A 26,629-nucleotide genomic window follows, 5' to 3' on the forward strand; every position below is an offset into this window, starting at 1 on the left:
TTATGTCTTGCAAATAGAGTCTGACGATTGAATTTAATAAGGAGTTTAATGCTGCTATCGGCGGCAATCTTTTATTTAGAACGCCAAAATAAAAGGATTTCCACTACTATCGGGGCTATGTGGATTGTTTTGAGAAGCGATTACAGGATTAGCTGGTATAAGAAGGAGATAAAAAGATAGAAAAAAGCGAGGATAAGGATTAAAAAACATGAAAACTCATCAAAAGGGGATGGGCAAAACAGGCAAAAATTACCAAAACCACAGCTAAAACAAGAAAAACCTTACACATAATAGAAAAAATACAATTTGTAAAGCATGTGTTATCAGAGCATTAAGAAAAAGGATTAAAAAAGGGCAAAAAAAGTGGTTAAAAAGTATTGTAAATGCGGATAAAGGTTCTACTTTTGCACCCGCAACAACGACAAACGTTCCCTGAAATACTGACAAGCTACTAAAACAAACGGAAAGAAATTTTCGAAAAAAAGATTAGAAAAAGCTTGTGAGATTTAAAAACGGATGTTACATTTGCACCCCGCAAAATACGGAAAGTTCATTGACAGATTGGTAAATTGGGAAGTATAAAATGGAAAGAAATTTTCAAAAAAAAACTTCAAAAAACATTTGCCAGTTAGAAATAAGTTTTCTACTTTTGCACCCGCTTTGAGAGACAAGCGAAACAAAAAGAAATACACGTTCGTAGACATATTGAATTGACAGCCGTTCCGATGAAAATCGGAACAAAAGAATAAGAGTAATAGAATTGAGAGATTCGAAAAGAACCACTAGATAATACATCGCAATATAATATAAAAAATATACGATGAAGAGTTTGATCCTGGCTCAGGATGAACGCTAGCGGCAGGCTTAACACATGCAAGTCGAGGGGTATATGTCTTCGGATATAGAGACCGGCGCACGGGTGCGTAACGCGTATGCAATCTACCTTTTACAGAGGGATAGCCCAGAGAAATTTGGATTAATACCTCATAGCATAGCAACTTCGCATGAAGTCACTATTAAAGTCACAACGGTAAAAGATGAGCATGCGTCCCATTAGCTAGTTGGTAAGGTAACGGCTTACCAAGGCAACGATGGGTAGGGGTCCTGAGAGGGAGATCCCCCACACTGGTACTGAGACACGGACCAGACTCCTACGGGAGGCAGCAGTGAGGAATATTGGACAATGGGCGCAAGCCTGATCCAGCCATGCCGCGTGCAGGATGACGGTCCTATGGATTGTAAACTGCTTTTGTACGAGAAGAAACACTCCTACGTGTAGGAGCTTGACGGTATCGTAAGAATAAGGATCGGCTAACTCCGTGCCAGCAGCCGCGGTAATACGGAGGATCCAAGCGTTATCCGGAATCATTGGGTTTAAAGGGTCCGTAGGCGGTTTAGTAAGTCAGTGGTGAAAGCCCATCGCTCAACGGTGGAACGGCCATTGATACTGCTAAACTTGAATTATTAGGAAGTAACTAGAATATGTAGTGTAGCGGTGAAATGCTTAGAGATTACATGGAATACCAATTGCGAAGGCAGGTTACTACTAATGGATTGACGCTGATGGACGAAAGCGTGGGTAGCGAACAGGATTAGATACCCTGGTAGTCCACGCCGTAAACGATGGATACTAGCTGTTGGGAGCAATTTCAGTGGCTAAGCGAAAGTGATAAGTATCCCACCTGGGGAGTACGTTCGCAAGAATGAAACTCAAAGGAATTGACGGGGGCCCGCACAAGCGGTGGAGCATGTGGTTTAATTCGATGATACGCGAGGAACCTTACCAAGGCTTAAATGTAGATTGACCGGTTTGGAAACAGATCTTTCGCAAGACAATTTACAAGGTGCTGCATGGTTGTCGTCAGCTCGTGCCGTGAGGTGTCAGGTTAAGTCCTATAACGAGCGCAACCCCTGTTGTTAGTTGCCAGCGAGTCATGTCGGGAACTCTAACAAGACTGCCAGTGCAAACTGTGAGGAAGGTGGGGATGACGTCAAATCATCACGGCCCTTACGCCTTGGGCTACACACGTGCTACAATGGCCGGTACAGAGAGCAGCCACTGGGCGACCAGGAGCGAATCTATAAAACCGGTCACAGTTCGGATCGGAGTCTGCAACTCGACTCCGTGAAGCTGGAATCGCTAGTAATCGGATATCAGCCATGATCCGGTGAATACGTTCCCGGGCCTTGTACACACCGCCCGTCAAGCCATGGAAGCTGGGGGTGCCTGAAGTCGGTGACCGCAAGGAGCTGCCTAGGGTAAAACTGGTAACTAGGGCTAAGTCGTAACAAGGTAGCCGTACCGGAAGGTGCGGCTGGAACACCTCCTTTCTAGAGCCTCGAATGTTAGTGCTTGCACACGTTGAGGAAAAAAGATGTGAATCGAATGGATCTGAATATTAAAATTCAATTACTCTTGCTGTTAATTTAAAAATAATGAAAATTAAGTAAAACAGAGTCTCGTAGCTCAGCTGGTTAGAGTACTACACTGATAATGTAGGGGTCGGCAGTTCGAGTCTGCCCGGGACTACTATTTAACTTAAAACAAAGGAAATTTTAGAGGTTGAGACCTTATGAGCAATAATTCATAACTCATAACTAATAACTCATCACTAAGAAAATGGGGGATTAGCTCAGCTGGCTAGAGCGCCTGCCTTGCACGCAGGAGGTCAACGGTTCGACTCCGTTATTCTCCACGATTTTAGTCATAAAGATTAAAGTCATAAAGTCCAAAGTGATTCACTTGACGACTTTTGACTTTTGACCTTCGACTAAATAAAGTTCATTGACATATTGAGATAAGAAAATAATAAAAAGTAGAAAGCGTTTTTTGTTATTAGTAGTAATACAAATAATAAAAGACAAAAAAAAACGGTCATAATTAAATTTATGATTGGTACAATAAGCAAAATAAGGGCGTATGGGGGATGCCTAGGCTCTCAGAGGCGAAGAAGGACGTGATAAGCTGCGAAAAGCTGCGGGGACGAGCACACATCGATTGATCCGCAGATATCCGAATGGGGCAACCCACTATGTTGAAGACATAGTACACCGATAGGTGGGCAAACCCGCTGAACTGAAACATCTAAGTAGGCGGAGGAGAAGAAAACAAAAGTGATTCCGTAAGTAGTGGCGAGCGAACGCGGATTAGCCCAAACCAGTGCTGTTACGGCAGTGCTGGGGTTGTAGGACCACGACATTTCTTGCACAAAGAATTAGAATCTACTGGAAAGTAGAACCATAGAGGGTGATAGTCCCGTATAGGTAATGAGTGTAAAGGATAGTGGTATCCTGAGTAGGGCGGGGCACGTGAAACCCTGTCTGAATTTGGCGGGACCATCCGCTAAGGCTAAATACTCCTGAGAGACCGATAGTGAACCAGTACCGTGAGGGAAAGGTGAAAAGAACCGTGAATAACGGAGTGAAATAGATCCTGAAACCATACGCTTACAAGCGGTCGGAGCCCTTTCGTGGGGTGACGGCGTGCCTTTTGCATAATGAGCCTACGAGTTAACGTTGCTGGCAAGGATAAGTGATTAAGTCACGGATCCGTAGCGAAAGCGAGTCTGAATAGGGCGCTTTAGTCAGTAGTGTTAGACGCGAAACCGTGTGATCTACCCATGGGCAGGTTGAAGCTGTGGTAACACACAGTGGAGGACCGAACCGGTTGACGTTGAAAAGTCTTCGGATGACCTGTGGGTAGGGGTGAAAGGCCAATCAAACTCGGAAATAGCTCGTACTCCCCGAAATGCATTTAGGTGCAGCGCTGATGATAGTTATATAGAGGTAGAGCTACTGATTGGATGCGGGGGCTTCACCGCCTACCAATTCCTGACAAACTCCGAATGCTATATAATGTTTCACAGCAGTGAGGGCTTGGGTGCTAAGGTCCAAGTCCGAGAGGGAAAGAACCCAGACCATCAGCTAAGGTCCCCAAATATATGTTAAGTTGAAAGAACGAGGTTTGTCTGCCCAGACAGCTAGGATGTTGGCTTGGAAGCAGCCATTCATTTAAAGAGTGCGTAACAGCTCACTAGTCGAGCGGACGAGCATGGATAATAATCGGGCATAAACATATTACCGAAGCTATGGATTTACAGTCTGACTGTAAGTGGTAGGGGAGCATTCTAACAGGGTTGAAGGTGTATCGTAAGGTATGCTGGACTGGTTAGAAAAGAAAATGTAGGCATAAGTAACGATAATGCGGGCGAGAAACCCGCACACCGAAAAACTAAGGTTTCCACAGCTATGCTAATCAGCTGTGGGTTAGTCTGGTCCTAAGGCGAACCCGAAAGGGACAGTCGATGGCTAACGGGTTAATATTCCCGTACTACTAATTACTGTGATGGGGTGACGGAGTGATGAAAGCGCCGCGAACTGACGGAATAGTTCGTTGAAGTACCTACCTATAAGAGATGCAGGCAAATCCACATCTTTTGGGGAAATACGATAGTACTCGGAGTCTTCGGACAAAGAGATAGTGCGCCTAAGGGCTTCCAAGAAAAACCTCTAAACTTCAGGTAATTAGTACCAGTACCGTAAACCGACACAGGTAGTTGAGGAGAGAATCCTAAGGTGCTCGAGAGATTCATGGCTAAGGAATTAGGCAAAATAGACCTGTAACTTCGGGAGAAAGGTCGCCAGCGCAAGCTGGCCGCAGTGAAGAGGTCCAGGCGACTGTTTATCAAAAACACAGGGCTCTGCAAAATCGTAAGATGAAGTATAGGGCCTGACACCTGCCCGGTGCTGGAAGGTTAAGAGGAGATGTTATCTTCGGAGAAGCATTGAATTGAAGCCCCAGTAAACGGCGGCCGTAACTATAACGGTCCTAAGGTAGCGAAATTCCTTGTCGGGTAAGTTCCGACCTGCACGAATGGTGTAACGATCTGGACACTGTCTCAGCCATGAGCTCGGTGAAATTGTAGTAACGGTGAAGATGCCGTTTACCCGCAGTGGGACGAAAAGACCCTGTGCACCTTTACTATAGCTTAGTATTGACCTTGGATAAATGATGTGTAGGATAGGTTGGAGACTGTGAAGTGGCGTCGCCAGGCGTTGTGGAGTCATTGTTGAAATACAACCCTTTGTTTATCTGAGGCCTAACCCCGCGTTGTGGGGGACATTGCTTGGTGGGTAGTTTGACTGGGGTGGTCGCCTCCAAAAGAGTAACGGAGGCTTCTAAAGGTTCCCTCAGTACGCTTGGTAACCGTGCGTAGAGTGCAATGGCATAAGGGAGCTTGACTGAGAGACATACAGGTCGATCAGGTACGAAAGTAGAGCATAGTGATCCGGTGGTTCCGCATGGAAGGGCCATCGCTCAAAGGATAAAAGGTACGCCGGGGATAACAGGCTGATCTCCCCCAAGAGCTCATATCGACGGGGGGGTTTGGCACCTCGATGTCGGCTCGTCACATCCTGGGGCTGGAGAAGGTCCCAAGGGTTGGGCTGTTCGCCCATTAAAGTGGCACGCGAGCTGGGTTCAGAACGTCGTGAGACAGTTCGGTCTCTATCTACTGTGGGCGTTAGAAATTTGAGTGGATCTGATTCTAGTACGAGAGGACCGAATTGGACAAACCTCTAGTGTATCTGTTGTCCCGCCAGGGGCACCGCAGAGTAGCTACGTTTGGAAGGGATAAGCGCTGAAAGCATATAAGCGCGAAACCCACCACAAGATGAGATTTCTTTTAAGGATCGTGGAAGATGACCACGTTGATAGGCTATAGATGTAAAGGCAGTAATGTCATAGTCGAGTAGTACTAATAATCCGTAAGCTTATGTACACCCTTTTCCCGAGAGCGAAAGCTCTCGGGAGGAAACTTTCTAAATACTTTTATGTTTCTTTATCTCAGTATGTTAAGATATTTGCAGCGAAGCTGCAGTTGACAGTTGATGGTTGGTAGCCCGTGGAAACACCAACAACCATAAACCAACAACCGCCAACAATGACCTTAAGGTGGTTATTGCGGCGGGGCTCACCTCTTCCCATCCCGAACAGAGTAGTTAAGCCCGCCTGCGCAGATGGTACTGCAGTTATGTGGGAGAGTATGTCGTCGCCTTTCTTTTAAAAAACCCTTTATCAATTGATAGAGGGTTTTTTATTAAAATTTTTGTATTTATAGTGATATAAATATTTGGTACCTTAGCTCAGATGGTAGAGCAATGGACTGAAAATCCATGTGTCCCTGGTTCGATCCCTGGAGGTACCACATCATGCTCGGATGGTGAAATTGGTAGACACGCTGGACTTAAAATCCAGTGAACAGCAATGTTCGTGCGGGTTCAAGTCCCGCTCTGAGTACTAAAAACTTCAATTGGCTTCGCTAATTGAAGTTTTTTTTTGCGGTAAAGTCAGTTGCTTATTAAACTTAAACTTTAAAAGCGTTTTTTAGAGGTTTTAAGAAGTTGTTTTTAATATTTGTGCCTCGAGTGTTTTTGTTGCGGTTCTTTTCTTTAAATTGGTGATTAATTTATTTTGATAGTAGTATTATGAAGAAGCTTATTGACGTTATAAATGGTTTTCAAAAGTTGGATAGTGAAACTGAAGCAGCTATTCAAAGATTTTTTATTGTGGAAAAATTTGAAAAAAACGAATTGATCATTGAAGAAGGCAAAATTTGTAAAAAGGTTTATTTTGTTAAATCTGGTGTTATTCGAAGATTTTGTTTTGAAAATGAAGAAGAAGTTACCAAGTGGATTTATACCGATAATCAATTTGTAACTTCTATGAGCAGCTTTTTTGAACAAAGACCTTCTTTTGAAATTTTTCAGGCCTGCGAGGAAACAGTTGTCTATTCGTTGTCTTACAATGATGAACAGCTTTTATTGGAATATCCTTTATTTTTAAAATTTCACCTGAAGCAGCTTCGACATTATCTTTCTAAAATAAATGAATTTCATCATTTATTTCGTGTAATGACGGCTGAGAAAAAGTATCTATTTCTATTAGAATCGTTTCCTCAAATTATTCAAAAGGCTAAGTTGAAACATATTGCTTCTTTAATTGGAGTAAGTCAGGAAACATTGAGTCGAATTCGGGCTAGTATTATTTGACATTAGGTCAAATAATAAATTTTTCTTTTTTTCAATATTTGTGTTATTATTAAATTAAGCACTATTGAAAAATTCTGTAATAGAAAAAAGGGCAATTATTGGAAAGAATGTTCATTTTGGAAATTTTTGCACAATCGAAGATGATGTGATCATTGGTGATAATTCCTGGTTGGGTAATAACGTAACAATTTTAAGCGGTTCGAGAGTAGGTAATAATTGCCAAATTCATTCCGGAACTGTAGTTGGGGGAATTCCTCAGGACTTAAAGTTTAATAATGAATATACTTTGGTCGAAATTGGTAATAATAACATCATCAGAGAAAATGTTACGATAAACCGTGGTACTTCTTCAAAAGGAATAACCCGCATAGGAAATTCTAATTTAATTATGGCAAATGCTCATATTGGGCACGATTGTACTATTGGTAATAATTGTATTATTGGTTTTAGTGTTGGTATGGCGGGTGAAGTAGTTACTGGCGATTTTGTTAATATAAGTGGGCTAACCGCTGTACATCAGTTTTCCCGAATTGGAAGTTATAGCATGATTAGTGGTTTAAGCAGAATTGTGAAAGATATTCCTCCTTTTGTAACTGTAGCTCATGAGCCTTTACGATTCGCCGGTTTAAATGTTGTGGGTCTTCGCAGAAGAGAATTTTCTTCTGATAAAATTGAAGAAATCAAATCAATTTACAGAATTATTTTTCAGGAAAAAAGAAATACTAAAACCGCTTTGGAATTAATAGAGCTAAATTTTGAGCCAACTTTTGAGCGTGATGAAATTTTGAATTTTATTAAATTATCAAAACGCGGAATTGTAAAAGGAATCTAGAATAAAAGAAGCCTCCAGTATTGTGTCTTGGAGGCTTTCTACTTTTGTGAATTAAAATTAAAGATGAAAATATCACCATATACTTTTCTATTCGTATTTCAGATATTTCAGAATATCGGTTTTGGTTGCCTTATAAGCTCTCGATAATACAATTAATAGAGTTAGAAATAATAAAACAATGAAGCCAGTAAGAAATGGATATATTGAGATGTCAATTCTAAAGGCAAAGTTTTCAAGCCATTTGGTTAAAAAATAGTAAACAGGAAATAATGCAATTAAAAATCCGATGATGCAATACAAAATATATTGTCCGGATAATTCTTTGAGTAAAGTATTGGTTTCTGCGCCCAACGTTCTTCTGATAGCAATTTCTTTCATGCGTCTTTGAATTGAATAAGAGGCTAATGCAAAAAGGCCAAAGAGAGCTATTAGAATTACAACGACATTCAATAAAGAAAATAAATTCTTTTGTTTTACATAAGACTCATACGTTCTTGCATATTGCTTATCTACAAAATCGTATTTAAAAGGATATTCTTTGTCTACATTTGTTTCCCAAAATTTCTCAATGTCTGATAAGGTTGTGTCAATATTTTTAGATTTTAATTTTGCATAAACTACATTCATGTTTTGTGCTAAATGTAAAGTTTCTAAGTGAAAGAAGGTCATTGGGGGAACTTTGACTTCAGGACTTAGTAGATTGAAATCTTTTACTACTCCAATAATTTTTAAATTTTGATTTCTAATTAGAATTTCTTCTCCAATTGGATTTTTCATGTTCATCAACTTTGCTGCTGTTTCATTTATCATAATTGAATTTATGGTATCAGAAGCAAATTTTTTATCTAGTCCTCTGCCTTTTTCTATTTTGATTTTTAACATTTCAAGCATTCCATAATCGATTCCAATATGTTTTGCTTTAAAAAGTATATCGTGATATAAAAGTGGTGATAACGAATTGTCTGCACCATCAAAAGATATAAGTCCGGTTGAAACATTTTCAACTCCTTCGATTTTATTTAATTCCTGTCTTATCGTATTGTATTTGTTGAAGATGTTTTTGTCAATGTTTTCTCCTTCATAATAAGAGGGTGGAAGATTTAAATCAATAGCAATCAATTGATCTCCTTTGAAACCAAGATCTTTATCGTTTAAAAATTTTACTTGCTGATATACAATGCTTGAACCAATAATGAAGAAAGCTGCAATTGCAAATTGAAAAATCAACATTCCGTTGCGTAGCCAAACACCACTTTTGCTTCTTGTAAAGTTACCTTTCAGGACCTTTAATGTTTCAAAATTAGAAACATAAATTGCCGGAAATATTCCTGCAACCAAAATTGTAATGACAAAAATTAGAATGAGTTGTAAATAGAATTGACCTCCAATAATCATTAAATTCTTGTTTAAAAAATTATTGTAATAAGGCAAAGTTAATTCTACTAGAACTAAGGCCAATAGGATTGAAAACAAACTAGTTAGAATCGTTTCAAACATAAATTGCAATATAATATTGCTTTTTGAAGCACCAACAATTTTGCGAATTCCTACTTCTTTAGCGCGTTTTATAGCATTAGCTGTAGCCAGATTTATATAATTAACGATAGATAAAAGGAGAATCAGAACCGATAATCCCGCCATAATTAGTAAAAACTGATAATTTCCACGGCCTTCCGGGTAACCATCTGCAATAGATTGTAATCTTGCTGTTGACAACGGCTCCATGAAAACGGTAAAGTGCCCCACTTTTTTTGTCATTTCTTCAGGCGTAAAACCAGCTTGTTTTGCCTCTCTCACAATCACATCGTCATAATATGCTTTTTCGAGCATTTTTCGTGTTTGTTCTACTTTTGACGGATCTTTTACTTTTAAAAGTATTTTTAAAGCAAACAGACTTCGGCTCTGAGCCGGATCGGCAAGATCTTTCATTCGATTTACTACAACATTTGGTGCAATCGAAGAATTACCGGGAATTTGATATACGGCGCGAACTACAAACAAATTGTCAAGACAATTAATTTGTTTGCCAATTGGGTTTTCATTGTCAAAAACGCGTTTTGCAAGATCTTCAGATATCGCAATACTTGCGCCGTCTTTTAATGCACCGCCACCATTTCCCTTGATGATTTTAAAAGGAAAAAGAGAAAAGAAATCAGGTTCAACGTTGACTATTTTATCAACGAATTCTTTCTTCCCTTTATAAATTATTTTGCTTTTTTGATACCAACTGTCTGCAAAAACAATGTTTTCGACATTGGGATCTTTTTCTAAATGCGCTTTTAATAACACTGTATTATCGGTACCGACAGGCGTGTCTGTCAACTGCACTAAAACCTGATAAACTTTGTCTTTTTCCGGATTCCAGGCATTATAACTCTGCTCGTCGTTCCAGTAAAGTAAAGCAAATATTAATCCTGCAATTCCAATCGATAATCCCAGAACATTCAGGGCGGTAAATAACTTGTTATTCTTAAGTTGGTAAATAAATATATTGGTCCAGTTTTTTAGCATCTTATTCGTATTTTAAATATTTTAAAATGTCTGTTTTTGTTGCAGTATAAGCTCTTGAAAGCACAATTATTAATGTTAGAATTAATAGAATGAAAAATCCTAAAACGAATGGTATTATGCTGATGTCTATTCTAAAAGCGAAATTTTCGAGCCATTTGTTCAATAAAAAATGAACAGGAAACAGTGCGATTAAAAAACCAATAATGCAGTAGAAGACATATTGTTTCGATAATTCTTTCAACAGCACATTTGTTTCAGCCCCAAGCGTTTTTCTAATGGCAATTTCTTTCATTCGTCGTTGTATAGAATAAGATGCTAAGGCAAATAAGCCAAAAAGAGCAATTAGAATTACAACAATATTAAGTAATGAAAACAAGCTTTTTTGTTTGGAGTAAGTTTCATAAGTTCTCGCATATTGTTTGTCTACAAAATCATATTTAAACGGGTATTCGGTATCGACTTTCGACCATAATTTTTCGATATTGGCGATCGTGTTTTCTAAATTGTCACCTTTTAGTTTTATGTAAACTTTATCTATATTATGCGCCATATCAAAGGTTTTAATATGATGAAAAGCAATTGGCGGCACTTTTACTTCTGGGCTCATTAAGTTGAAATCCCTGACAACGCCAATGATTTTTAATTTTTGCTCTCGTATCACAAGTTCTTTTCCAATCGGTGATTTAAGATTCATTAGTTTTGCAGCCGTTTCATTTATTATAACTGAATTAACGGTATCCGACGCTATTTTTTTATCAAAATCTCTGCCTTTTATAAATTTAATATTCAGCATTTCGAACATGCCATAATCTAAATTGATTACTTTTTCCTTAAAAAGTTCATCGTTATACAGAACCGCAGAAATAGAATTATCTGAACCATCAAAAGAAATAAGACCGGTCGAAACTTGTTGAACGCCTTTAATTTTATACAGTTGTTGTTTTATGATGCTGTATTTATTGTGAATAATTTGTTCTGCGTTTTCTGACTGATGTTCAATTGATGGAAAATTTAAGGAAACCGAAATTACCTGATCGCCTTTAAAACCAAGATCTTTGTTTTGTAAATATTTAATTTGCTGATATACAATATTAGATCCAATAATAAAAAAAGCAGCAATTGCAAATTGAAGAATAAGCATTCCGTTACGCAGCCAAATACCATTTTTGCTTCTTTCGAAATTTCCTTTCAAAACTTTAAAAGTCTTAAAATTGGAGATGTAGATTGCCGGTAATAATCCAGCAGCCAAAACCGTAATGATGAAAATCACAACCAATTGTATATAAAACTGACTGGCGAGAAGTATAATATTTTTGTTTAAAAAGTTGTTGTAATAAGGCAAAACAAGTTCTACAATTACCAACGCCAGTAAAATGGAGAAACTGGTTGTAAAAATAGTTTCAAAAAGAAACTGAATGATAATATCGCTTTTAGAAGCTCCCGAAATTTTACGCACTCCAACTTCTTTTGCTCGTTTTACTGCATTTGCAGTGGCGAGATTGATATAGTTAACAATCGACAAAATGAGAATCAAAAGAGATAAACCCATCATGATCATCAAAAACTGATAATTTCCTCGCGTTTCAGGATAACCATCTGTTACCGAATGTAATCTGGCTTTTGACAAAGGTTCAAGAATAACCGTAAAATGACCTACCTTTTTAGCCATAACTTCGGGTGTAAAACCTGCTTCTTTGGCAAGTCGCGTAATAAAATCGTGGTTGTAAAGTCTTTCGAGTTTCTGTCTTGTTAGATCAATTTTTGACGGGTCTTTTACTTTTAATAATAACTTTAAAATAAACGGATTCATCAATCCGGAAGTTGTTATTTCCTTCATTTTATTGATGATGACGTTTGGCGCAATCGAAGAATTTCCGGGAATATGATACACGGCCCTTACAGAAAACAGCTGGTCAAAGCATTTTATTTGTTTTCCAATGGGATTTTCATTTCCAAAAATCCTTTTAGCCGTAATATCTGAAATAGCAATGCTGGAATCATCTTTTATAGCTGAAATTGCATCGCCCTGAATAATTTCGAAAGGAAAAAAAGAAAAGAAATTTTGTTCGACATTGATAATTTTATCTACAAATTCCTTTTTTCCTTTGTAAATAATTTTATCCTTTTGGTACCAGTAATCAGCATATAGTGTAGATTCGATATTTGGATCTTTGTCTAAGGCTGGTTTCAGGAATAAGGCACAATCTGACCAGGCGGGCATATCGGTTACTTGAACCAAAACCTGGTATACTTTGTCTTTTTCAGGATTCCATGCATTATAATTTTGTTCGTCGTTCCAATAAAGCAGGGCAAAAATCAGCCCGGCAATTCCTATTGACAATCCTAAAATATTAAGGAAAGAGAAAAGTTTGTTGTGCTTTAAGCGGTAAATAAATATGTTGATATAGTTTTTTAGCATCTTATTCGTATTTTAAATATCGTAAAATCTCCACTTTTGTTACTTGGTATGCCTTTGCTAAAACGATTGTAAGTGTTAGAAACAATAAAGACGCAAAAGCAATTATAAAGGGTAAAACCGGAATGTCAATTCGGAACGCAAAATTCTCAAGCCATTTTTGTAATAAAAGATAAGCTGGAAGTATTCCGATTAAAAAGCCAATCACACAAAAAATAACATATTGTTTGGATAGATCTTTAAGCAAAATATTGGTTTCTGCACCAAGAGTTTTTCTTATAGCGATTTCTCGTAATCTTCTTTCCATAGAAAAAGAAGCTAGCGCAAACAATCCGAAAACAGCAATTAGGATTACGATGATATTCAGTAAGGCGAATAAGTTTCTTTGGTTTTCATATTTTTTAAAGTTTCGTGCGTAATTTTTATCTACAAAATTATATTCAAAAGGATATTCAGAATCTACTTTTTGTACCCAGAATTTATTAATACCAGCAATAGTTTCGGAGATGTTGTCGGGTTTGACTTTTATAAAAATATGTCTAAGGTCATCTTTTACTCCGTTTATTTTGGTTGCATAAAAGAAAACCATAGGTGAAATTTGGCTTTCAAGTCCGAAATAGTTAAAGTTTTTAACCACGCCAACAACCTTTACTTTTTCATCTCTCCAAAGAATAGTTTTATTTAGAATGTCTTTTTCTCCAATCAATTTGGCAGCTTTTTCGTTTAAAAGCACTGATGAAATAGTGTCCGAAGAAATAGCAGGATTTAATTTTCGCCCTTTTAATACTTTAATATCCAAGATATCCAACATATCTAAATCCATTGCCATTTCCTGAATTATAAATGGTTTGTTGTTTTGATAACTCGCACTTGACCATGAATTTTCCTGCGATCCCATTGCAAATAGAGCAGTCGAAACAGCTTCGACACCTTTTATTTTTGAGGCTTCTTGCTTGATGACTTTATATCTGTCAAATTGCGTTTTTCCTTTTTTAGGTTTAAAGGTGATATCTAAAACTTGTTTTCCTTTAAAACCTAAATCTTTTTCGGCCATAAAATTTACCTGTTTGTAAACGATGAAAGATCCGATGATAAAAAAAGCAGCAATTGCAAATTGTAAAACCAGCATTCCGTTTCGAAGCCAGATTCCTTTTTTACTTCGGGAAAAGTTCCCTTTCAGGACTTTTAATACTTCAAAATTCGAAACATAAATCGCCGGTAAAACTCCAGAAACCAGTATTACGAGCAACGTAATTATCAATAATTGAATGTAGAATTGCGATCCAACAAGAACCAGGTCTTTAGTTAGAAAAGAATTATAATAAGGCAATAAAATTTCAACCATTACCAATGCCAACAACGCTGAAAAAACTGTGATTAAGGCCGTTTCAAAAACAAATTGTATTATAATCTGACCTTTTGTGGCGCCGGTAATTTTTCTTACTCCGATTTCTTTAGCTCTTTTTATCGCATTTGCAGTTGCCAGATTAATATAATTTACAATCGAAAGCAGTAAAATCAATATTGACAAGCCCATTAAAATCTGAAGATATTGCAAATTTCCATTTGGTTCTGAAAATGGAGAACTTCCAGAATATAGTTTTGCTTCAGGCAATGGCAGTAAACTTGTTTTTACAGGATCACCGTACTTTTTCAAAAACTCATCAATCGTTAAGCCTTCCTGTTTTGCTTGCGCTTTAGAGCAATTTTCAAAGAAAAGTTTATCCATATTTTTTATGATGGCATCTGTCGCATTTGGATTTTTAATTTTCAGAATCAAGCCGTAATGGTAACTCCATTCGTCTTTTGTTCTTTTTAAATCGTCATCAATAACTGTTGTAACAGCTTCGGGCATTACAGATGATTTTTCAGAAAGTTGATAGACGCCGCGAACAGTAAAAACCTGACCATCGTATCGAACTAATTTTCCCATCGGATTTTCTGTACCAAAAAGGCGTTCGGCAGTTTCGTCAGATAATGCAATACTACTTCGGTCCTGAATTGCCGTTTTGCCATTTCCATGAATAAATTTGTACGGAAAGAAAGAAAAGAAATTACTTTGTGCCGTAAAAATCTTATTCAGCACTTCTTTTTTACCATTATATGAAATCACATCTTTGGCATATTCGGCATAAAAATAACAGTAACTGTCCAGATCAGGAGAAATTGCTTTTAGCATCGGTCCCGTGGTAGCCGCATTTGATGTCCAGACATTATTTTGGCCAATGTCGTTTAGAACCGAATAAATTTTGTCTTTCTCCGGGTTCCATTGGTTGTAAGCATGCTCATCATTCCAAAAAAGAATTGCAAAAATCAATGTTGCCATTCCTATTGAAAGTCCCAAAACATTTAAAATCGAAAACAGCTTATTGTTTTTGATGTGATAAAAAAATGTGTTGATCCAGTTTTTAAGCATGACTTTAGTTTTTAGAAGTTACCAGAACATCTACATTTCTGTGATTTACTTTTTCAGAAAGGATTACACCGTCTTTCATTAAAATAGTTTTTTGCGAGAAAGAGGCGTCATAATCAGAATGCGTTACCATCAAAATTGTTGATCCGCTGGCGTGAAGATCGGTTAGTAATTCCATAACCTCGTTTCCGTTTTTACTGTCCAGATTTCCTGTTGGTTCATCGGCCAGAATAATTTTTGGGTTATTAATTAAAGCTCTTGCAACCGCTACACGTTGTTGTTGCCCGCCCGAAAGTTGCTGTGGAAAATGTTTTAATCGATGTGTGATTCCTAATATTTTGGCCATCTCATTTACTCTTGATTTTCTTTCACCAGCGGGAACATTATTGTAAATCAATGGCAATTCGATATTGTCAAAAACAGATAATTCATCAATTAGATTAAAGTTCTGGAATATGAATCCGATATTTTCTTTTCGGGCTTTCGATTTTTCTTTTTCTTTTAAGCCAACCATTTCCTGATCAAGTAATACATAACTCCCATCTGATGCACTATCCAAAAGCCCGATGATATTTAATAAAGTTGATTTTCCGCTTCCGGATGGTCCCATAATAGAAACAAAATCGCCCTGGTTTATAGTTAATGATATTTCGCTTAATGCTCTGGTTTCTAATTCCTCAGTTCTAAATACTTTTGAAAGCTTGTTAATGGTAATCATAGTAGATTGTTTTTAGTTTTGATTGATTTTCCTTTGTAAATATTTTCCCTTTGGTAGTAAAAGAAACGCGTCTGAAAATTAAGATAATTAACAATGCGATTTTTTGTTATTTTTACTTTCGAAAGGGGTTAATAATTAATGATTTATCACAACAAATGTGATTTTCATGCCAAAAATTTAAACCTTGTAACTGCTTTGTTTTTAAGATTTTATTTTCTGGAAAAAAGCTTCACTGTCCATAAATGGACACCTTTCGTCCAAAAACGAACAAAAATGAAAAAGACCAACGCTTCAATTTTAATCATCGACGATCAGGAAGACATCCTTTTTGCATCAAAAGTCTATCTGAAAAAGTATTTTGAGAATATTTATACACTCAATAATCCGAAAAATATTGTCGAATTATTAGCAAAAAACACCATAGATGTTGTTTTGCTGGACATGAATTACAGAATAGGTTTTGAAGATGGGAGAGAAGGTCTGTATTTATTGAAAGAAATAAAAACACTTTCGCCAAAAACGGTTGTGATTTTAATGACGGCTTTTGGAAAAGTTGAAACAGCTGTCGAGGGTTTAAAATCGGGTGCTTTTGATTACATCTTAAAACCCTGGGAAAATATAAAACTATTAGAATCGGTAAAGCAAGCCGTGGAAAAAGCACGCAAAGAACAAAAGAAAATAAAAAATCCGGAAATTGCCGATGACTTTTTTATTGGCAATTCTGAGATTATAAAAAAAGCCTATTCTTTTGCTGATAAAGTAGCAAAAACAGATGCCAATGTTTTGATTCTTGGTGAAAATGGAACCGGAAAGTTTGTTCTGGCTCATCATATTTATTCACAGTCTGAAAGAAAAGATCAGCCTTTTATCAATGTTGATTTAGGGTCATTAAACTCAAATATTTTCGAAAGTGAATTATTCGGTTATGCAAAAGGTGCTTTTACTGATGCCAAAACCGATACACCCGGACGTTTTGAAATGGCGCAAAACGGCACTATTTTTCTGGATGAAATTGGAAATGTTCCGCTTCATTTACAGTCCAAATTATTGCAGGTTATTCAAACCAAAACCGTAACAAGATTAGGCGAAACAAAAGCACGACCTTTGAATGTGAGAATTATCACGGCGACCAATCTGAATTTAAAACTTGAAGTTGCTGATAAAAATTTCAGAGAAGATTTGTATTATCGAATCAATACAATGGAAATTATTTTGCCTCCGTTGCGCGAAAGAAACGAAGACAAAATTCCGCTGGCAGAATATCTATTAGAAAAAATCAGTGAAAAATACGGGCGAAGCCAAATTACTTTTGATAAAAAAGTATTGGAACAAATCGAGAAACACGCCTGGAACGGGAATATTCGCGAAATGGAGAATAAGATCGAGCGTGCTGTTATTCTCTGCGAAAACAATAAAATTACAGTTTCAGATTTAGATTTGGAGCAAATTACTGAATATGAAAACCCGGATGATATTCAGCTTTCTTCTGTTGAAAAAGCTACGGTAGAAAAAGCGCTTTTGAAACACAATAATAATATCAGTAAAACGGCCGAAGAACTAGGATTGTCAAGAGGTTCTTTGTATCGTCGCCTGGAGAAATATAACATCAGTACCAATTAGTATGCTTAAATCTTTAAAAACATATCAGCTTATTTTTCTGCGGTTAATTTTGATTTTGACAGTAATTGAGTTTTCTATTTATCTGCATAAAATCAAATTTGTTTTTGCGCCTGTTTTTGGTTTTCTGATCGTTTTTTTTCTAATTATCGAATTGTATAATTATGTAAAAAGCATCATTTTATTGTACGACAAAACCATTTCTTCTATCATACAAAATGATTTTAGTTCTGATTTTTCTAAACATAAATCCAATCAAAATGATTTATTTCAGTTGTATGATATTCTAAAAAACAAGCGGAATGAGCAAGTATCAAAAGATATTATTTACTCGTCAATTTTAAATAATATCGAAACCGGAATTATTATTCTGCAAAAACAGGAAAAGGACTGGAATGTGTTTTTGATGAATGATTATTTTTCGACTCATTTTAATGTTCCGAAATTTTCGAAATGGAAATACCTAAAAAGTCATTTGCCTTCGCTGTGCGAGATTATTGATAAAGATGATTTTCAGGAAATAAAAACTTCGATCGAAATTAGTATTAATCAACAAAATTCTCAAACTTTTGTTTTGCAGGCTTCGCGTACAGAAATTTTTGAAAATGATTATTTTATTGTTTTACTCGATTCCATTCAGAATGTGGTAGAGAAAAAAGAAAAGGATGCCTGGATTAATTTAATGAAAGTGATTTCGCATGAACTTTTAAATTCGATAACACCCATTCGTTCTATTTGTCAAAATCTTCAGGATTTGGTCGAGCAGGATTCTTTGTCCTCAGAAGATCTAGAAGATATTAAAAACAGTGTTGGTACCATGTTAAGACGAAGCGACCATTTGCAGAAGTTTGTTGAGGGTTATCGAAAATTAGCAATGTTGCCTTCTCCTAAAAAGCAAAAAACAGAGTTGCAGGATTTGGTATATACATGTCTTCAAATTATGGAACCTCTGTTTAAAAAAGAAAATATCGAAATTGTAAATACCATTTCTTCCAGATCTTCGATTAATGTTGATGCCCAGCAAATCGAACAGGTTTTGATAAATCTTTTAACCAATTCGATCAATGCACTTAAAAACACCAATCAGAAGCAGATTTTTATTTCGACGGAAGCCAAAGAACACCGAATTTTTATCAAAATTGCAGACAACGGAACAGGAATTGAAAAAGAAATAGAAAGTAAAATTTTCCTTCCGTTTTTTACCACCAGAAATGAAGGTGCCGGAATTGGTCTGACTTTATCCAAAAATATCATAGAAGCACATGGCGGATACATCAATTATAAAAATGAAAATGAAAAAACGGTTTTTGAAATTTGTTTGATTGAAAATTGATGATTTTTTATTCTGAGAATTTGAAAAGAAATATTAAATTCTAATCTTGACTTAAAACAAACAAACATGAATGGTAAAATAAAATCTTATATAAAGGTTTCAAATGACGGAATTGATAATGCTAAATATTTTAATGTTGAAGGAAAAATTATTAAAGAAGAAGATTACAGATTTTTCAAGGAGGTAAATGTTTACACTTATACTGATAATAGTATTTTACTTGAAACATTTGATTTTAAAGGAAATTTAAAGGGTAAAAACCTTAAAAAATTCAATAAAGAAAAAAATGTTGAAGAAGATTATGATTTAAACATCTATGGTGATTGTGTAAATAAATGTTTTTACAAATACGATCAAAATCAAAAGCTTTGTTCTCAAACTAGATTTGATTCAGATGATCAAATTATAAGTACATCTCTATATAATGTAAAGAATAACGAAGAGTATACTAAACATTACAATGGTTCAGGAATTCTGGAGTCAATGGAGATTATGAAATTCAATGACAAAAAACAACTTATTAGAGAAATCTATTTTGAAAAGCCAGTTGTTGTAAATAATAGTCTTCAGGGGATTCAGTTTTTTGAAGAATATTTCGAAATGATGGAAGCCTTTACTTTTGATGTTCATGAAAAAAAAGTTGATGTTTTATTATCAATGGAGTTTGTTACCAATGATATAAGGTATCAATATGATGAATTTGGAAATAAAATACTTGAGGAAGAATGTGAGTGTTTTATGGAAGGCCCGATAGTTCATTTGAATTTGATTCGTGGAGAATATTATGAATATAACGAGAAAAACATGGTCGTTAAAAATATATCTTGTGAGATACATACAGATTGGGATGCAAAGTATGAGATTGATTTTGGATATTTCTTTGATGAAAAAGATAATATGATTGAAAAAACAATGAACAATGGTATTAATAAAATAAGTGAGAAATTTAATTATAATAATCAAGGAAGTCTAATTAGCTATATTGAAGACAGGAATGATTCAGAAGAAGTAACCGAAATATTCTACGATGATTTTGGTAATGAAACTTTAAAAATTAGAAAAATGAATTATGAAGGTGAAGAGTACGAAGAAGAAACTACTAGATATGAAATTGAATATTATTAATTTATATTCGCATAAACTATCTTTTCAAACTTATGATATTAGCCTTCGATACGTATTATTACGACAATAAAGCCAAAACAATCTGCATTGAATTTACAGACTGGAATCAGGAAAAAGATTTCAAAATTCACACAGAAATTATTGATAATGTCTCAGAGTATATTCCGGGAGAATTTTATAAAAGAGAATTGCCTTGTATTCTTAGCTTATTAAATAATATTGATTTAAAGTTAGTCGATATTATAATTGTTGACGGTTTTGTATATTTAGATGACGATAAAAAATACGGTTTGGGCGGACATTTATATGAAAAACTGAACAAAGAAATTCCGATTATTGGTGTGGCCAAAACTAATTTTGCCAGTATCGAAAAAGATAAAAAACCATTGCTTAGAGGTGATAGTAAAAAACCGTTGTATATAACTTCCATTGGAATTGATTTGGAAGATGCTTTTGAGAAAGTTGAAAGTATGGCAGGTGAATTTCGAATTCCAACTTTACTGAAAGAAATGGATCGATTAACAAAGGAACCTTAAAATATTTATGGATAAAACTCTTTGGTCAGAAATTGAAAAATTCGATTTAGATAATGCGTTTGAAGAATATGGATTTTCAACCCGACTGGCATTTGAAAACAGCTGGACAATCTATTTTACAAAAACAGCAATTCTTGAATATAAAAAATTCATGTACTTAGCAGCAATTTCAAATGAAATGGTTTCGCCCTCTGAAATTGTTGACATTGTTTGGCACCAGCATTTGATCTTTACTAAATCATATTCAGATTTATGTACAATTTTGTCAAAGAAAATAGAACACATTCCTTCGACTCACAATAAAGCTGAGTTTGATAAATTTAAAAGAGCAAAAGAAGCAACCAAAAACATTTATGAGATGAATTTTGGAAGTCAGCCGAAAGAATTTTGGGAATATCAGGATCCGATGAATTCATTGAAATTAGATATTTCGAATCTGGATCTCACTATGCTGAAGATGATTTTTTTAGGAAGTTTTTTGCTTTTAATTTTTCCACTATCATTATTGCTTAAGCCGGTTTTAGTTCAAATAGGGAATCCAGATTTTGTTTGGTATTATATTTTTTTATTTGTGATTGGAACTATTTTATTGATGCGGTTTGTAAAAAGATCCTGTATGGAATTGATTCAAGATCTGAAAAATAAATTAATTATAAGTCATCTTACCCCTTTCGAATTGGTGTATTTGCAAAAGGACCGATTGGATTTCGTAATTCATGGCGTTGTAAATAATTTGGCCGAAACCAAAAAAGTAGAAGTTGTTGGAAACAAATTAAAGCTGATCAACGCAACTTTAACCAATAATCAATACGAAAACTGTGTTATCAAGATCATGGAAGAATATGATTTTATGCCCTATTCGCAACTCAGTCAAATCATCAAAAGCAAACCGTTGTATAGACAGCTCGAAAATGCTGTTGGAAAAATTCGGGATACTATTGTGAACTCAAAGCCCTTTTTAAATATCTTTAAAATAGTATTGCTTGTTTTTGGCTTACTCTTAAGTATAGGTTTCAGTAGGATTATTATTGGAGTTTCTAGAGGAAAAGCAGTTTGGATTCTTATTTCTATAATGATTATTATAGGAATAATTTCGAATCATTATTTTAAGAAAATGACTAATTATTTGTTTCTTGAAGCGGTTTATTTCAGTTTTAAACAAGAACGAGTTGCGACCAATGCTGGTTACGATTGGCAATGGAATTATTTTTTTCATGGGGCAATTGCGGTTTCCATTATTCCGCTCACGTCGTACACCAGTTCTATTTTTAATTCTAATGGTAATCGTTCCGACGGTGGTAGTTCTTGTGGTAGCTCATGTAGCAGCTCATCCAGTAGTTCTTGCGGAAGCTCTTGTGGCAGTTCATGCGGAGGCTGTGGCGGAGATTAATTTTTTTGCTTAATAATTTAATGATGAATCTAACCATCCAATCTCTTTTACCCGAAGATTCTATTTCGCATTTTGTTCACAGCTTTTGGATGGTGGAGAACAAAACGGGCGCTGCTATTCCCGGAACAATACTTCCGAACGGAATGGTGGATTTGACGCTCATGAAAATGAATTCTGAAAATTGGGAAATGTCAATTCGCGGATTGGACACAATGCCAAGTCAGGTGATAATTACTAAAGAGGCTAAAATATTTTCTGTTGGTTTTAAGCTTTTGGCAGTAGAATATTTATTTGGAGATTCTATTAAAGATGTTTTGAATGACGGAAAAGCAATTTTAAATGACGTTTGGCAATTTGAAAAAAGTGATACAGAAAGTTTAGAAAATTTCCGAAAAAAGGTAACACAGCAAATAAAATCAATTTCTTCAAAAGGTATTGATGAAAGGAAAAAGAAACTGTTTGAATTGATTTACTCTTCACATGGAACAATTACAGTAAAAGAGCTTTCTGAAAAAGTGTTTTGGAGCAGCCGCCAAATTAATAGATATTTTAATCAGCAATTCGGAATTTCACTAAAAGAATATTGTAAGATTTTGCGTTTTGGATCTTCATTTAAAGATTTAAGCGAAGGCAAACTTTTTCCGGAACTGAACTTTACCGATCAAAATCATTTCATCAAAGAAATTAAAAAATATTCGGGGGTTACGCCAAAAGAGCTGAGCAAAAATACCAATGATCGTTTTATGGATATTCTGGCCATTAAAAAATTGCCTCCTCAAAAAAACGACTGATTTTTACTATTTCGGCAATAAGCATCTTTGCAATTTTGTATCGTAATTAAACCATACAAAATCATGTTACTACATCATAAAAAAATAGCCATTATTGGAGCCGGACCTGTTGGTTTGACTATGGCAATATTACTTGAGCAAAAGGGAATAGACGTTACAGTTTACGAACGAGATAAAGATGCCCAAACCAGAATTTGGGGCGGAACACTAGATTTACATAAAGGTTCCGGGCAGGAAGCAATGAAAAAAGCGGGACTGTTAGAACGATATTATGAACAGGCAATCGCGATGGGAAGAACCATTGCTGATGAAAAAGGGAATATATTGAGGAGTCAGAAAATAACTCCCGAAGAAGCGCGGGATAATCCTGAAATTAACAGAAATGATTTAAGAACTTTGTTACTTGAAAGTTTAAAATCTAATACAGTCGCCTGGAATAGTAAAGTGACCAACCTGGAAGCAAAGGACGGAAAATGGATTTTGCATTTTGAAAAGAACCAAACCGCAACGACTGATTTTGTTATTGGGGCAAACGGAGGAATGTCGGCCATAAGAAAATATATTACCGATGCCGAAGTCGAAGAAACCGGAACATATATGATTCAGGGTGAAATTTCTCAGGCCGAAATGAAATGCAAAGAGTTCTTAAATTTATGTCAGGGAAATATATTAATGACGGCATACAATGGTAATCTATTAGTTGCAAATCCTAAAAACAAAGATTCATTGAGTTACAATGTGATTTTTAAAACACCTTTGGATTGGACTATAAAAAATAACCTGGATTTTAGAAACGCAGAAAGTATTAGTTCGTTTCTTGCAGATCGATTTTCAGATTGGAATGAAACCTACACCCAATTATTTCGTGTAACATCGGTTTTTATGGGACTGCCAACACGGAAAATCCCATTAAATAAATGGGAGAAAAACCGCCCTTTGCCTATTACACTTATAGGAGATGCGGCGCATTTAATGCCTCCTTTTGCAGGACAAGGCGCAAATATTGGTTTGGTAGATGCCATGATTTTGTCTGAGAATCTACTAAGCGGACAGTTTGAGACTATTGAAAGTGCAATTTTAGATTACGAAAAACAAATGTTTGTTTATGCAAACAAGGCACAGAAGGAAACCAGAGAAAATGAATTGATGATGCAGGATGCCGGATTTTCTTTTATGGGGTTTGTCGGCGGATAAATTACAATCAGATTTTAGGCTTAAATTTTAAAGTAATTTAAACTACGATATTTCTTATATTCGTTAAAAATGAATTTTATTCTTAATCAATATTATGAGAAATCGACTTTTGGTGTTTTTTGTATTTTTTACTGCTTTGATGTTCGGACAAAAACCTGTTTTTACTATTAGATATTCGGAGCAATTGGCGGTTTTTATCTTCATGCAGAACCTTTCTGAAAACTACCCTGAAAATGTATTCAAAAGTGAATTTCAAAAATCAAAATACTTTACCGAGAAGTACAAAAATATAGTTTCAAAGTTTGATCAGCTAAATATTTATTACAGTTATCGCTTTGAAGAGTTTCCATATGGATCTAAAAAAAACATGCAAACACAAGATTTTTTGATGAAGAACCTTATTGAAACAGAAAATTTAAGAGATTTTAAAATTCGATCTATAGGAATGATTCCAAATCAGACCTTAAATGATTTAGCACAAAGTATTTTGGAATTTACGCCTATTTATAATGAACTAATATATAATCCTAATAAAGAAAAATTTGAAGCACAACTTGGCAACATTCAGAAATACTCCAAAGAGAGCCAAATAGAGAATTATTTTGAAACGGGTTTATTATTTTATAATTCAAGTTGGGATAATTCCATTCCCTTTGTGGCAGCTTTTTATCCATTACCCAATTCCAAAGGATTTACAGCTCAGGCATTTTGTAATAATTTTATTAGTGCCGTACAAACTGATCTAAAATCCTATAAAGATTTGTTTAGTGTAATGCTGCACGAAACGTATCACATAATTTATGACGAGCAATCGCTTGAAGTAAAAACACAAATAGATACTTATTTTAAAGAAAATAAATCCAAATGTAGTAATTATGCCTATCAGCTTATGAATGAAGTTTTGGCAACTGCATTAGGAAATGGATATGTTTTTGAAAATTTAGATGGTAAAATCGACACCGGAGACTGGTATAATAAAAAATATATTAATCTGATGGCGAAACAAATCTACCCATTAGTAAAAGAATATATCAATCAAAAGAAACCAATCGATAAAAATTTTATTGATAGCTACATTAAGTGTTATGAACTTAATTTTCCGGACTGGATTAATGAACTTGACAATATAATGACATACAGATATGTGATTTCTGAGAATGAAGAGGATTTTAAAGCAATAGGGAAATTATTTCGCTACCGATCCAGAACAGAATATGATTCTGAGTTTACAGAAAATAGTATTGATAAAATGCAAAAAACACCGCTGACAAAAGTGATTATAGTTTCAAATAATAGTAACGAAAGTTTAAAACTGGTTAAAACTAAGTTTAAAGAATTAAAAAATTGGCATTTTAAAGCAGACAAAGAATTTGCCGATAAAATTCTGTTGAATGATAAGAGTCAGTTGATTATTTTGAATCAGAAAAAATCAACGATTGAAGCCCTTTTTAAAACTATAAAAACGTTGTAAATTTTAGTTTTGGCAAATTTTAAAATCTAAAAAAGTCTTAAGAATTATATGTTACCTGATAGAATTATAATACTATTAAAATGACCAGGGAAGAATCTATCAAAGAGTATTACTTTAGAATCAATAGAAGTATCGATTATATTAAGGAAAACCTTGGTGAAGAACTTTCTTTAGAAAAACTGGCTTCACTTTCCAGTTTTTCAAAGTTTCATTATCACAGAATTTTTAAATCTGTAACAGGGATAACGGTAAATGAATTTGTAAAGAATGCCAAAATAGAAAGAGCACTTTTTTTCTTAATGAACAACCAGTCCAAAACGATTAATGAAATTGCAGCCGATTCTGGTTTTTTAAGTATTTCATCTTTTTCAAGAAGTTTTCGTGAAGCAAGAGGCGTAACACCAACCGAATGGCGGGAGTCATTTAAAAAAAGCAATATTGGTATAACAGATAGCAATATTGGACAAATGCAGGATAAAATCCAGGATTACCTTGCACTCAAATTGAATAACTTAAAAAATAATCAAATGAGTGAAGAAGTAAAACTTGATTTTGAAATTAAAAAACTGGAAGAATTTAATGTTATCTATGTAAGAAATCTTAATATTCATCAACACGATAGTGAAGCATTTGGTCAGATGTTTGAAAAACTATTTAGTTGGGCAGCTCCAAGGAATTTAATTAATTTTCCTGATACCAAAGCGTTAACGGTTTACAGAAGTAATGCTAATTTATCGGGAATGCTTCAGGCAGATGTTTGTTTATCAGTTCCTGAAAAAATTTCTGGTGAAGGTTTAATAGGCAATACTGTGATAAGTGGGGGATTGTATGCCATTTTTCATAAAGAAGCTCCTATGTCGGATTGTTTTAAAACCTGGAATTACATTTATGATGTCTGGTTTGAAGAAAATGGTTACCAGCCCGATAACAGAAATTTCTTTTTAAGCCATTTAAATGATCCTAAAACGCATCCGCAAAATTTTCATATCATCGACATTTATATCCCGATTAAATTGCTTTGATCATTCGGAATTTTAGATCCTAATTATTAATTTAATTTTAGAATAAATGAAATTATCATTGGTATTCTTTTTTCCTTTTACAAAAATAGGTTTTGCTATTAAACTGAAATTATAATAGTTGTTTGTGATTTTTTTATAATTCCAAAGTAGTTTTGTACTGGTAATCTTTTGTTTTAATTTTGCAGCACTTTTGTAAGAGACAAAACGCTG

Annotated in this window: 15 protein-coding genes, 4 tRNA genes and 3 rRNA genes; 18 read left to right on the plus strand and 4 right to left on the minus strand. The window is 35.1% G+C overall.

Annotated features, from left to right (window positions below; all coding sequences use genetic code 11):
• Positions 1–817 precede the first annotated feature (817 nt).
• The 9 genes from OLM51_RS05140 to lpxA all read left to right on the plus strand — a co-directional run bounded on the left by OLM51_RS05140 (position 818) and on the right by lpxA (position 7,882).
• Positions 818–2,331: ribosomal RNA gene (locus OLM51_RS05140) — 16S ribosomal RNA — on the plus strand.
• A 125-nt stretch (positions 2,332–2,456) separates the two neighbouring features.
• Positions 2,457–2,530, plus strand: a tRNA-Ile gene (locus OLM51_RS05145).
• Between the two features lie 92 nt (positions 2,531–2,622).
• Positions 2,623–2,696 (plus strand) — tRNA-Ala (locus tag OLM51_RS05150).
• A gap of 203 nt (positions 2,697–2,899) precedes the next feature.
• Positions 2,900–5,780: ribosomal RNA gene (locus tag OLM51_RS05155) — 23S ribosomal RNA — on the plus strand.
• A gap of 169 nt (positions 5,781–5,949) precedes the next feature.
• Positions 5,950–6,059 (plus strand): 5S ribosomal RNA (gene rrf, locus OLM51_RS05160).
• Together the 16S, 23S and 5S rRNA genes with 4 tRNA genes alongside form the textbook arrangement of a ribosomal RNA operon.
• A gap of 74 nt (positions 6,060–6,133) precedes the next feature.
• Positions 6,134–6,206, plus strand: a tRNA-Phe gene (locus tag OLM51_RS05165).
• 6 nt (positions 6,207–6,212) lie between these two features.
• Positions 6,213–6,298, plus strand: a tRNA-Leu gene (locus OLM51_RS05170).
• A 188-nt stretch (positions 6,299–6,486) separates the two neighbouring features.
• On the plus strand, positions 6,487–7,050 hold the full coding sequence (locus OLM51_RS05175; protein WP_264553318.1) for a Crp/Fnr family transcriptional regulator: 564 nt from the start codon (positions 6,487–6,489) through the stop codon (positions 7,048–7,050).
• A 64-nt stretch (positions 7,051–7,114) separates the two neighbouring features.
• Positions 7,115–7,882: an acyl-ACP--UDP-N-acetylglucosamine O-acyltransferase gene (gene lpxA, locus OLM51_RS05180; protein WP_264553319.1), complete on the plus strand. Its 768-nt coding sequence runs from the start codon at positions 7,115–7,117 to the stop codon at positions 7,880–7,882.
• Positions 7,883–7,969: 87 nt separating this feature from the next.
• Here the strand turns inward: lpxA and OLM51_RS05185 are convergent, their stop codons facing one another.
• Genes OLM51_RS05185 through OLM51_RS05200 form a run of 4 tightly spaced genes read right to left on the minus strand, consistent with a single transcriptional unit; the run spans position 7,970 to position 15,940 of the window.
• Complete coding sequence (locus OLM51_RS05185) at positions 7,970–10,393, minus strand: ABC transporter permease (RefSeq protein ID WP_264553320.1); 2,424 nt, start codon at positions 10,391–10,393, stop codon at positions 7,970–7,972.
• Between the two features lies 1 nt (position 10,394).
• Positions 10,395–12,812, minus strand: a complete 2,418-nt coding sequence (locus OLM51_RS05190; protein WP_264553321.1) for an ABC transporter permease — start codon at positions 12,810–12,812, stop codon at positions 10,395–10,397.
• Between the two features lies 1 nt (position 12,813).
• Positions 12,814–15,225, minus strand: coding sequence for an ABC transporter permease (locus OLM51_RS05195; protein ID WP_264553322.1), 2,412 nt, complete (start codon positions 15,223–15,225; stop codon positions 12,814–12,816).
• Positions 15,226–15,229: 4 nt separating this feature from the next.
• A complete protein-coding gene (locus tag OLM51_RS05200; protein WP_264553323.1) occupies positions 15,230–15,940 on the minus strand; it encodes an ABC transporter ATP-binding protein in 711 nt (236 codons plus the stop codon).
• A 273-nt stretch (positions 15,941–16,213) separates the two neighbouring features.
• On the opposite strand from OLM51_RS05200, the gene OLM51_RS05205 reads away from it, so the two are divergent.
• The 9 genes from OLM51_RS05205 to OLM51_RS05245 all read left to right on the plus strand — a co-directional run bounded on the left by OLM51_RS05205 (position 16,214) and on the right by OLM51_RS05245 (position 26,419).
• On the plus strand, positions 16,214–17,560 hold the full coding sequence (locus tag OLM51_RS05205; RefSeq protein WP_264553324.1) for a sigma-54-dependent transcriptional regulator: 1,347 nt from the start codon (positions 16,214–16,216) through the stop codon (positions 17,558–17,560).
• A gap of 1 nt (position 17,561) precedes the next feature.
• Positions 17,562–18,890 carry a sensor histidine kinase gene (locus OLM51_RS05210; protein WP_264553325.1) on the plus strand — a complete coding sequence of 443 codons (1,329 nt, stop codon included), beginning with the start codon at positions 17,562–17,564 and terminating at the stop codon, positions 18,888–18,890.
• A gap of 66 nt (positions 18,891–18,956) precedes the next feature.
• Positions 18,957–20,015 carry a hypothetical protein gene (locus OLM51_RS05215; protein ID WP_264553326.1) on the plus strand — a complete coding sequence of 353 codons (1,059 nt, stop codon included), beginning with the start codon at positions 18,957–18,959 and terminating at the stop codon, positions 20,013–20,015.
• A 32-nt stretch (positions 20,016–20,047) separates the two neighbouring features.
• A complete protein-coding gene (locus OLM51_RS05220; protein ID WP_264553327.1) occupies positions 20,048–20,551 on the plus strand; it encodes an endonuclease V in 504 nt (167 codons plus the stop codon).
• Between the two features lie 7 nt (positions 20,552–20,558).
• A complete protein-coding gene (locus OLM51_RS05225) occupies positions 20,559–21,941 on the plus strand; it encodes a DUF1399 domain-containing protein (protein ID WP_264553328.1) in 1,383 nt (460 codons plus the stop codon).
• A gap of 23 nt (positions 21,942–21,964) precedes the next feature.
• Positions 21,965–22,732 (plus strand): helix-turn-helix domain-containing protein, encoded by a 768-nt coding sequence (locus tag OLM51_RS05230; protein WP_264553329.1) that lies wholly within the window; start codon positions 21,965–21,967, stop codon positions 22,730–22,732.
• A 63-nt stretch (positions 22,733–22,795) separates the two neighbouring features.
• Positions 22,796–23,926, plus strand: coding sequence for an FAD-dependent oxidoreductase (locus OLM51_RS05235; protein WP_264553330.1), 1,131 nt, complete (start codon positions 22,796–22,798; stop codon positions 23,924–23,926).
• Between the two features lie 94 nt (positions 23,927–24,020).
• Positions 24,021–25,397 carry a hypothetical protein gene (locus tag OLM51_RS05240; RefSeq protein WP_264553331.1) on the plus strand — a complete coding sequence of 459 codons (1,377 nt, stop codon included), beginning with the start codon at positions 24,021–24,023 and terminating at the stop codon, positions 25,395–25,397.
• A gap of 80 nt (positions 25,398–25,477) precedes the next feature.
• On the plus strand, positions 25,478–26,419 hold the full coding sequence (locus OLM51_RS05245; protein WP_264553332.1) for an AraC family transcriptional regulator: 942 nt from the start codon (positions 25,478–25,480) through the stop codon (positions 26,417–26,419).
• Positions 26,420–26,629 lie beyond the last annotated feature (210 nt).

It is taken from the genome of Flavobacterium sp. N2038 (genome assembly GCF_025947185.1).
Taxonomy (GTDB): Bacteria; Bacteroidota; Bacteroidia; order Flavobacteriales; family Flavobacteriaceae; genus Flavobacterium.

Coding starts and splice junctions, on each gene's coding strand:
- OLM51_RS05175 (WP_264553318.1), top strand. CDS start 6,487: ATGAAGAAGCTTATTGACGTTATAAATGGTTTTCAAAAGTTGGATAGT.
- OLM51_RS05185 (WP_264553320.1), bottom strand. CDS start 10,393: ATGCTAAAAAACTGGACCAATATATTTATTTACCAACTTAAGAATAAC.
- OLM51_RS05190 (WP_264553321.1), bottom strand. CDS start 12,812: ATGCTAAAAAACTATATCAACATATTTATTTACCGCTTAAAGCACAAC.
- OLM51_RS05195 (WP_264553322.1), bottom strand. CDS start 15,225: ATGCTTAAAAACTGGATCAACACATTTTTTTATCACATCAAAAACAAT.
- OLM51_RS05200 (WP_264553323.1), bottom strand. CDS start 15,940: ATGATTACCATTAACAAGCTTTCAAAAGTATTTAGAACTGAGGAATTA.
- OLM51_RS05205 (WP_264553324.1), top strand. CDS start 16,214: ATGAAAAAGACCAACGCTTCAATTTTAATCATCGACGATCAGGAAGAC.
- OLM51_RS05210 (WP_264553325.1), top strand. CDS start 17,562: ATGCTTAAATCTTTAAAAACATATCAGCTTATTTTTCTGCGGTTAATT.
- OLM51_RS05215 (WP_264553326.1), top strand. CDS start 18,957: ATGAATGGTAAAATAAAATCTTATATAAAGGTTTCAAATGACGGAATT.
- OLM51_RS05220 (WP_264553327.1), top strand. CDS start 20,048: ATGATATTAGCCTTCGATACGTATTATTACGACAATAAAGCCAAAACA.
- OLM51_RS05225 (WP_264553328.1), top strand. CDS start 20,559: ATGGATAAAACTCTTTGGTCAGAAATTGAAAAATTCGATTTAGATAAT.
- OLM51_RS05230 (WP_264553329.1), top strand. CDS start 21,965: ATGAATCTAACCATCCAATCTCTTTTACCCGAAGATTCTATTTCGCAT.
- OLM51_RS05235 (WP_264553330.1), top strand. CDS start 22,796: ATGTTACTACATCATAAAAAAATAGCCATTATTGGAGCCGGACCTGTT.
- OLM51_RS05240 (WP_264553331.1), top strand. CDS start 24,021: ATGAGAAATCGACTTTTGGTGTTTTTTGTATTTTTTACTGCTTTGATG.
- OLM51_RS05245 (WP_264553332.1), top strand. CDS start 25,478: ATGACCAGGGAAGAATCTATCAAAGAGTATTACTTTAGAATCAATAGA.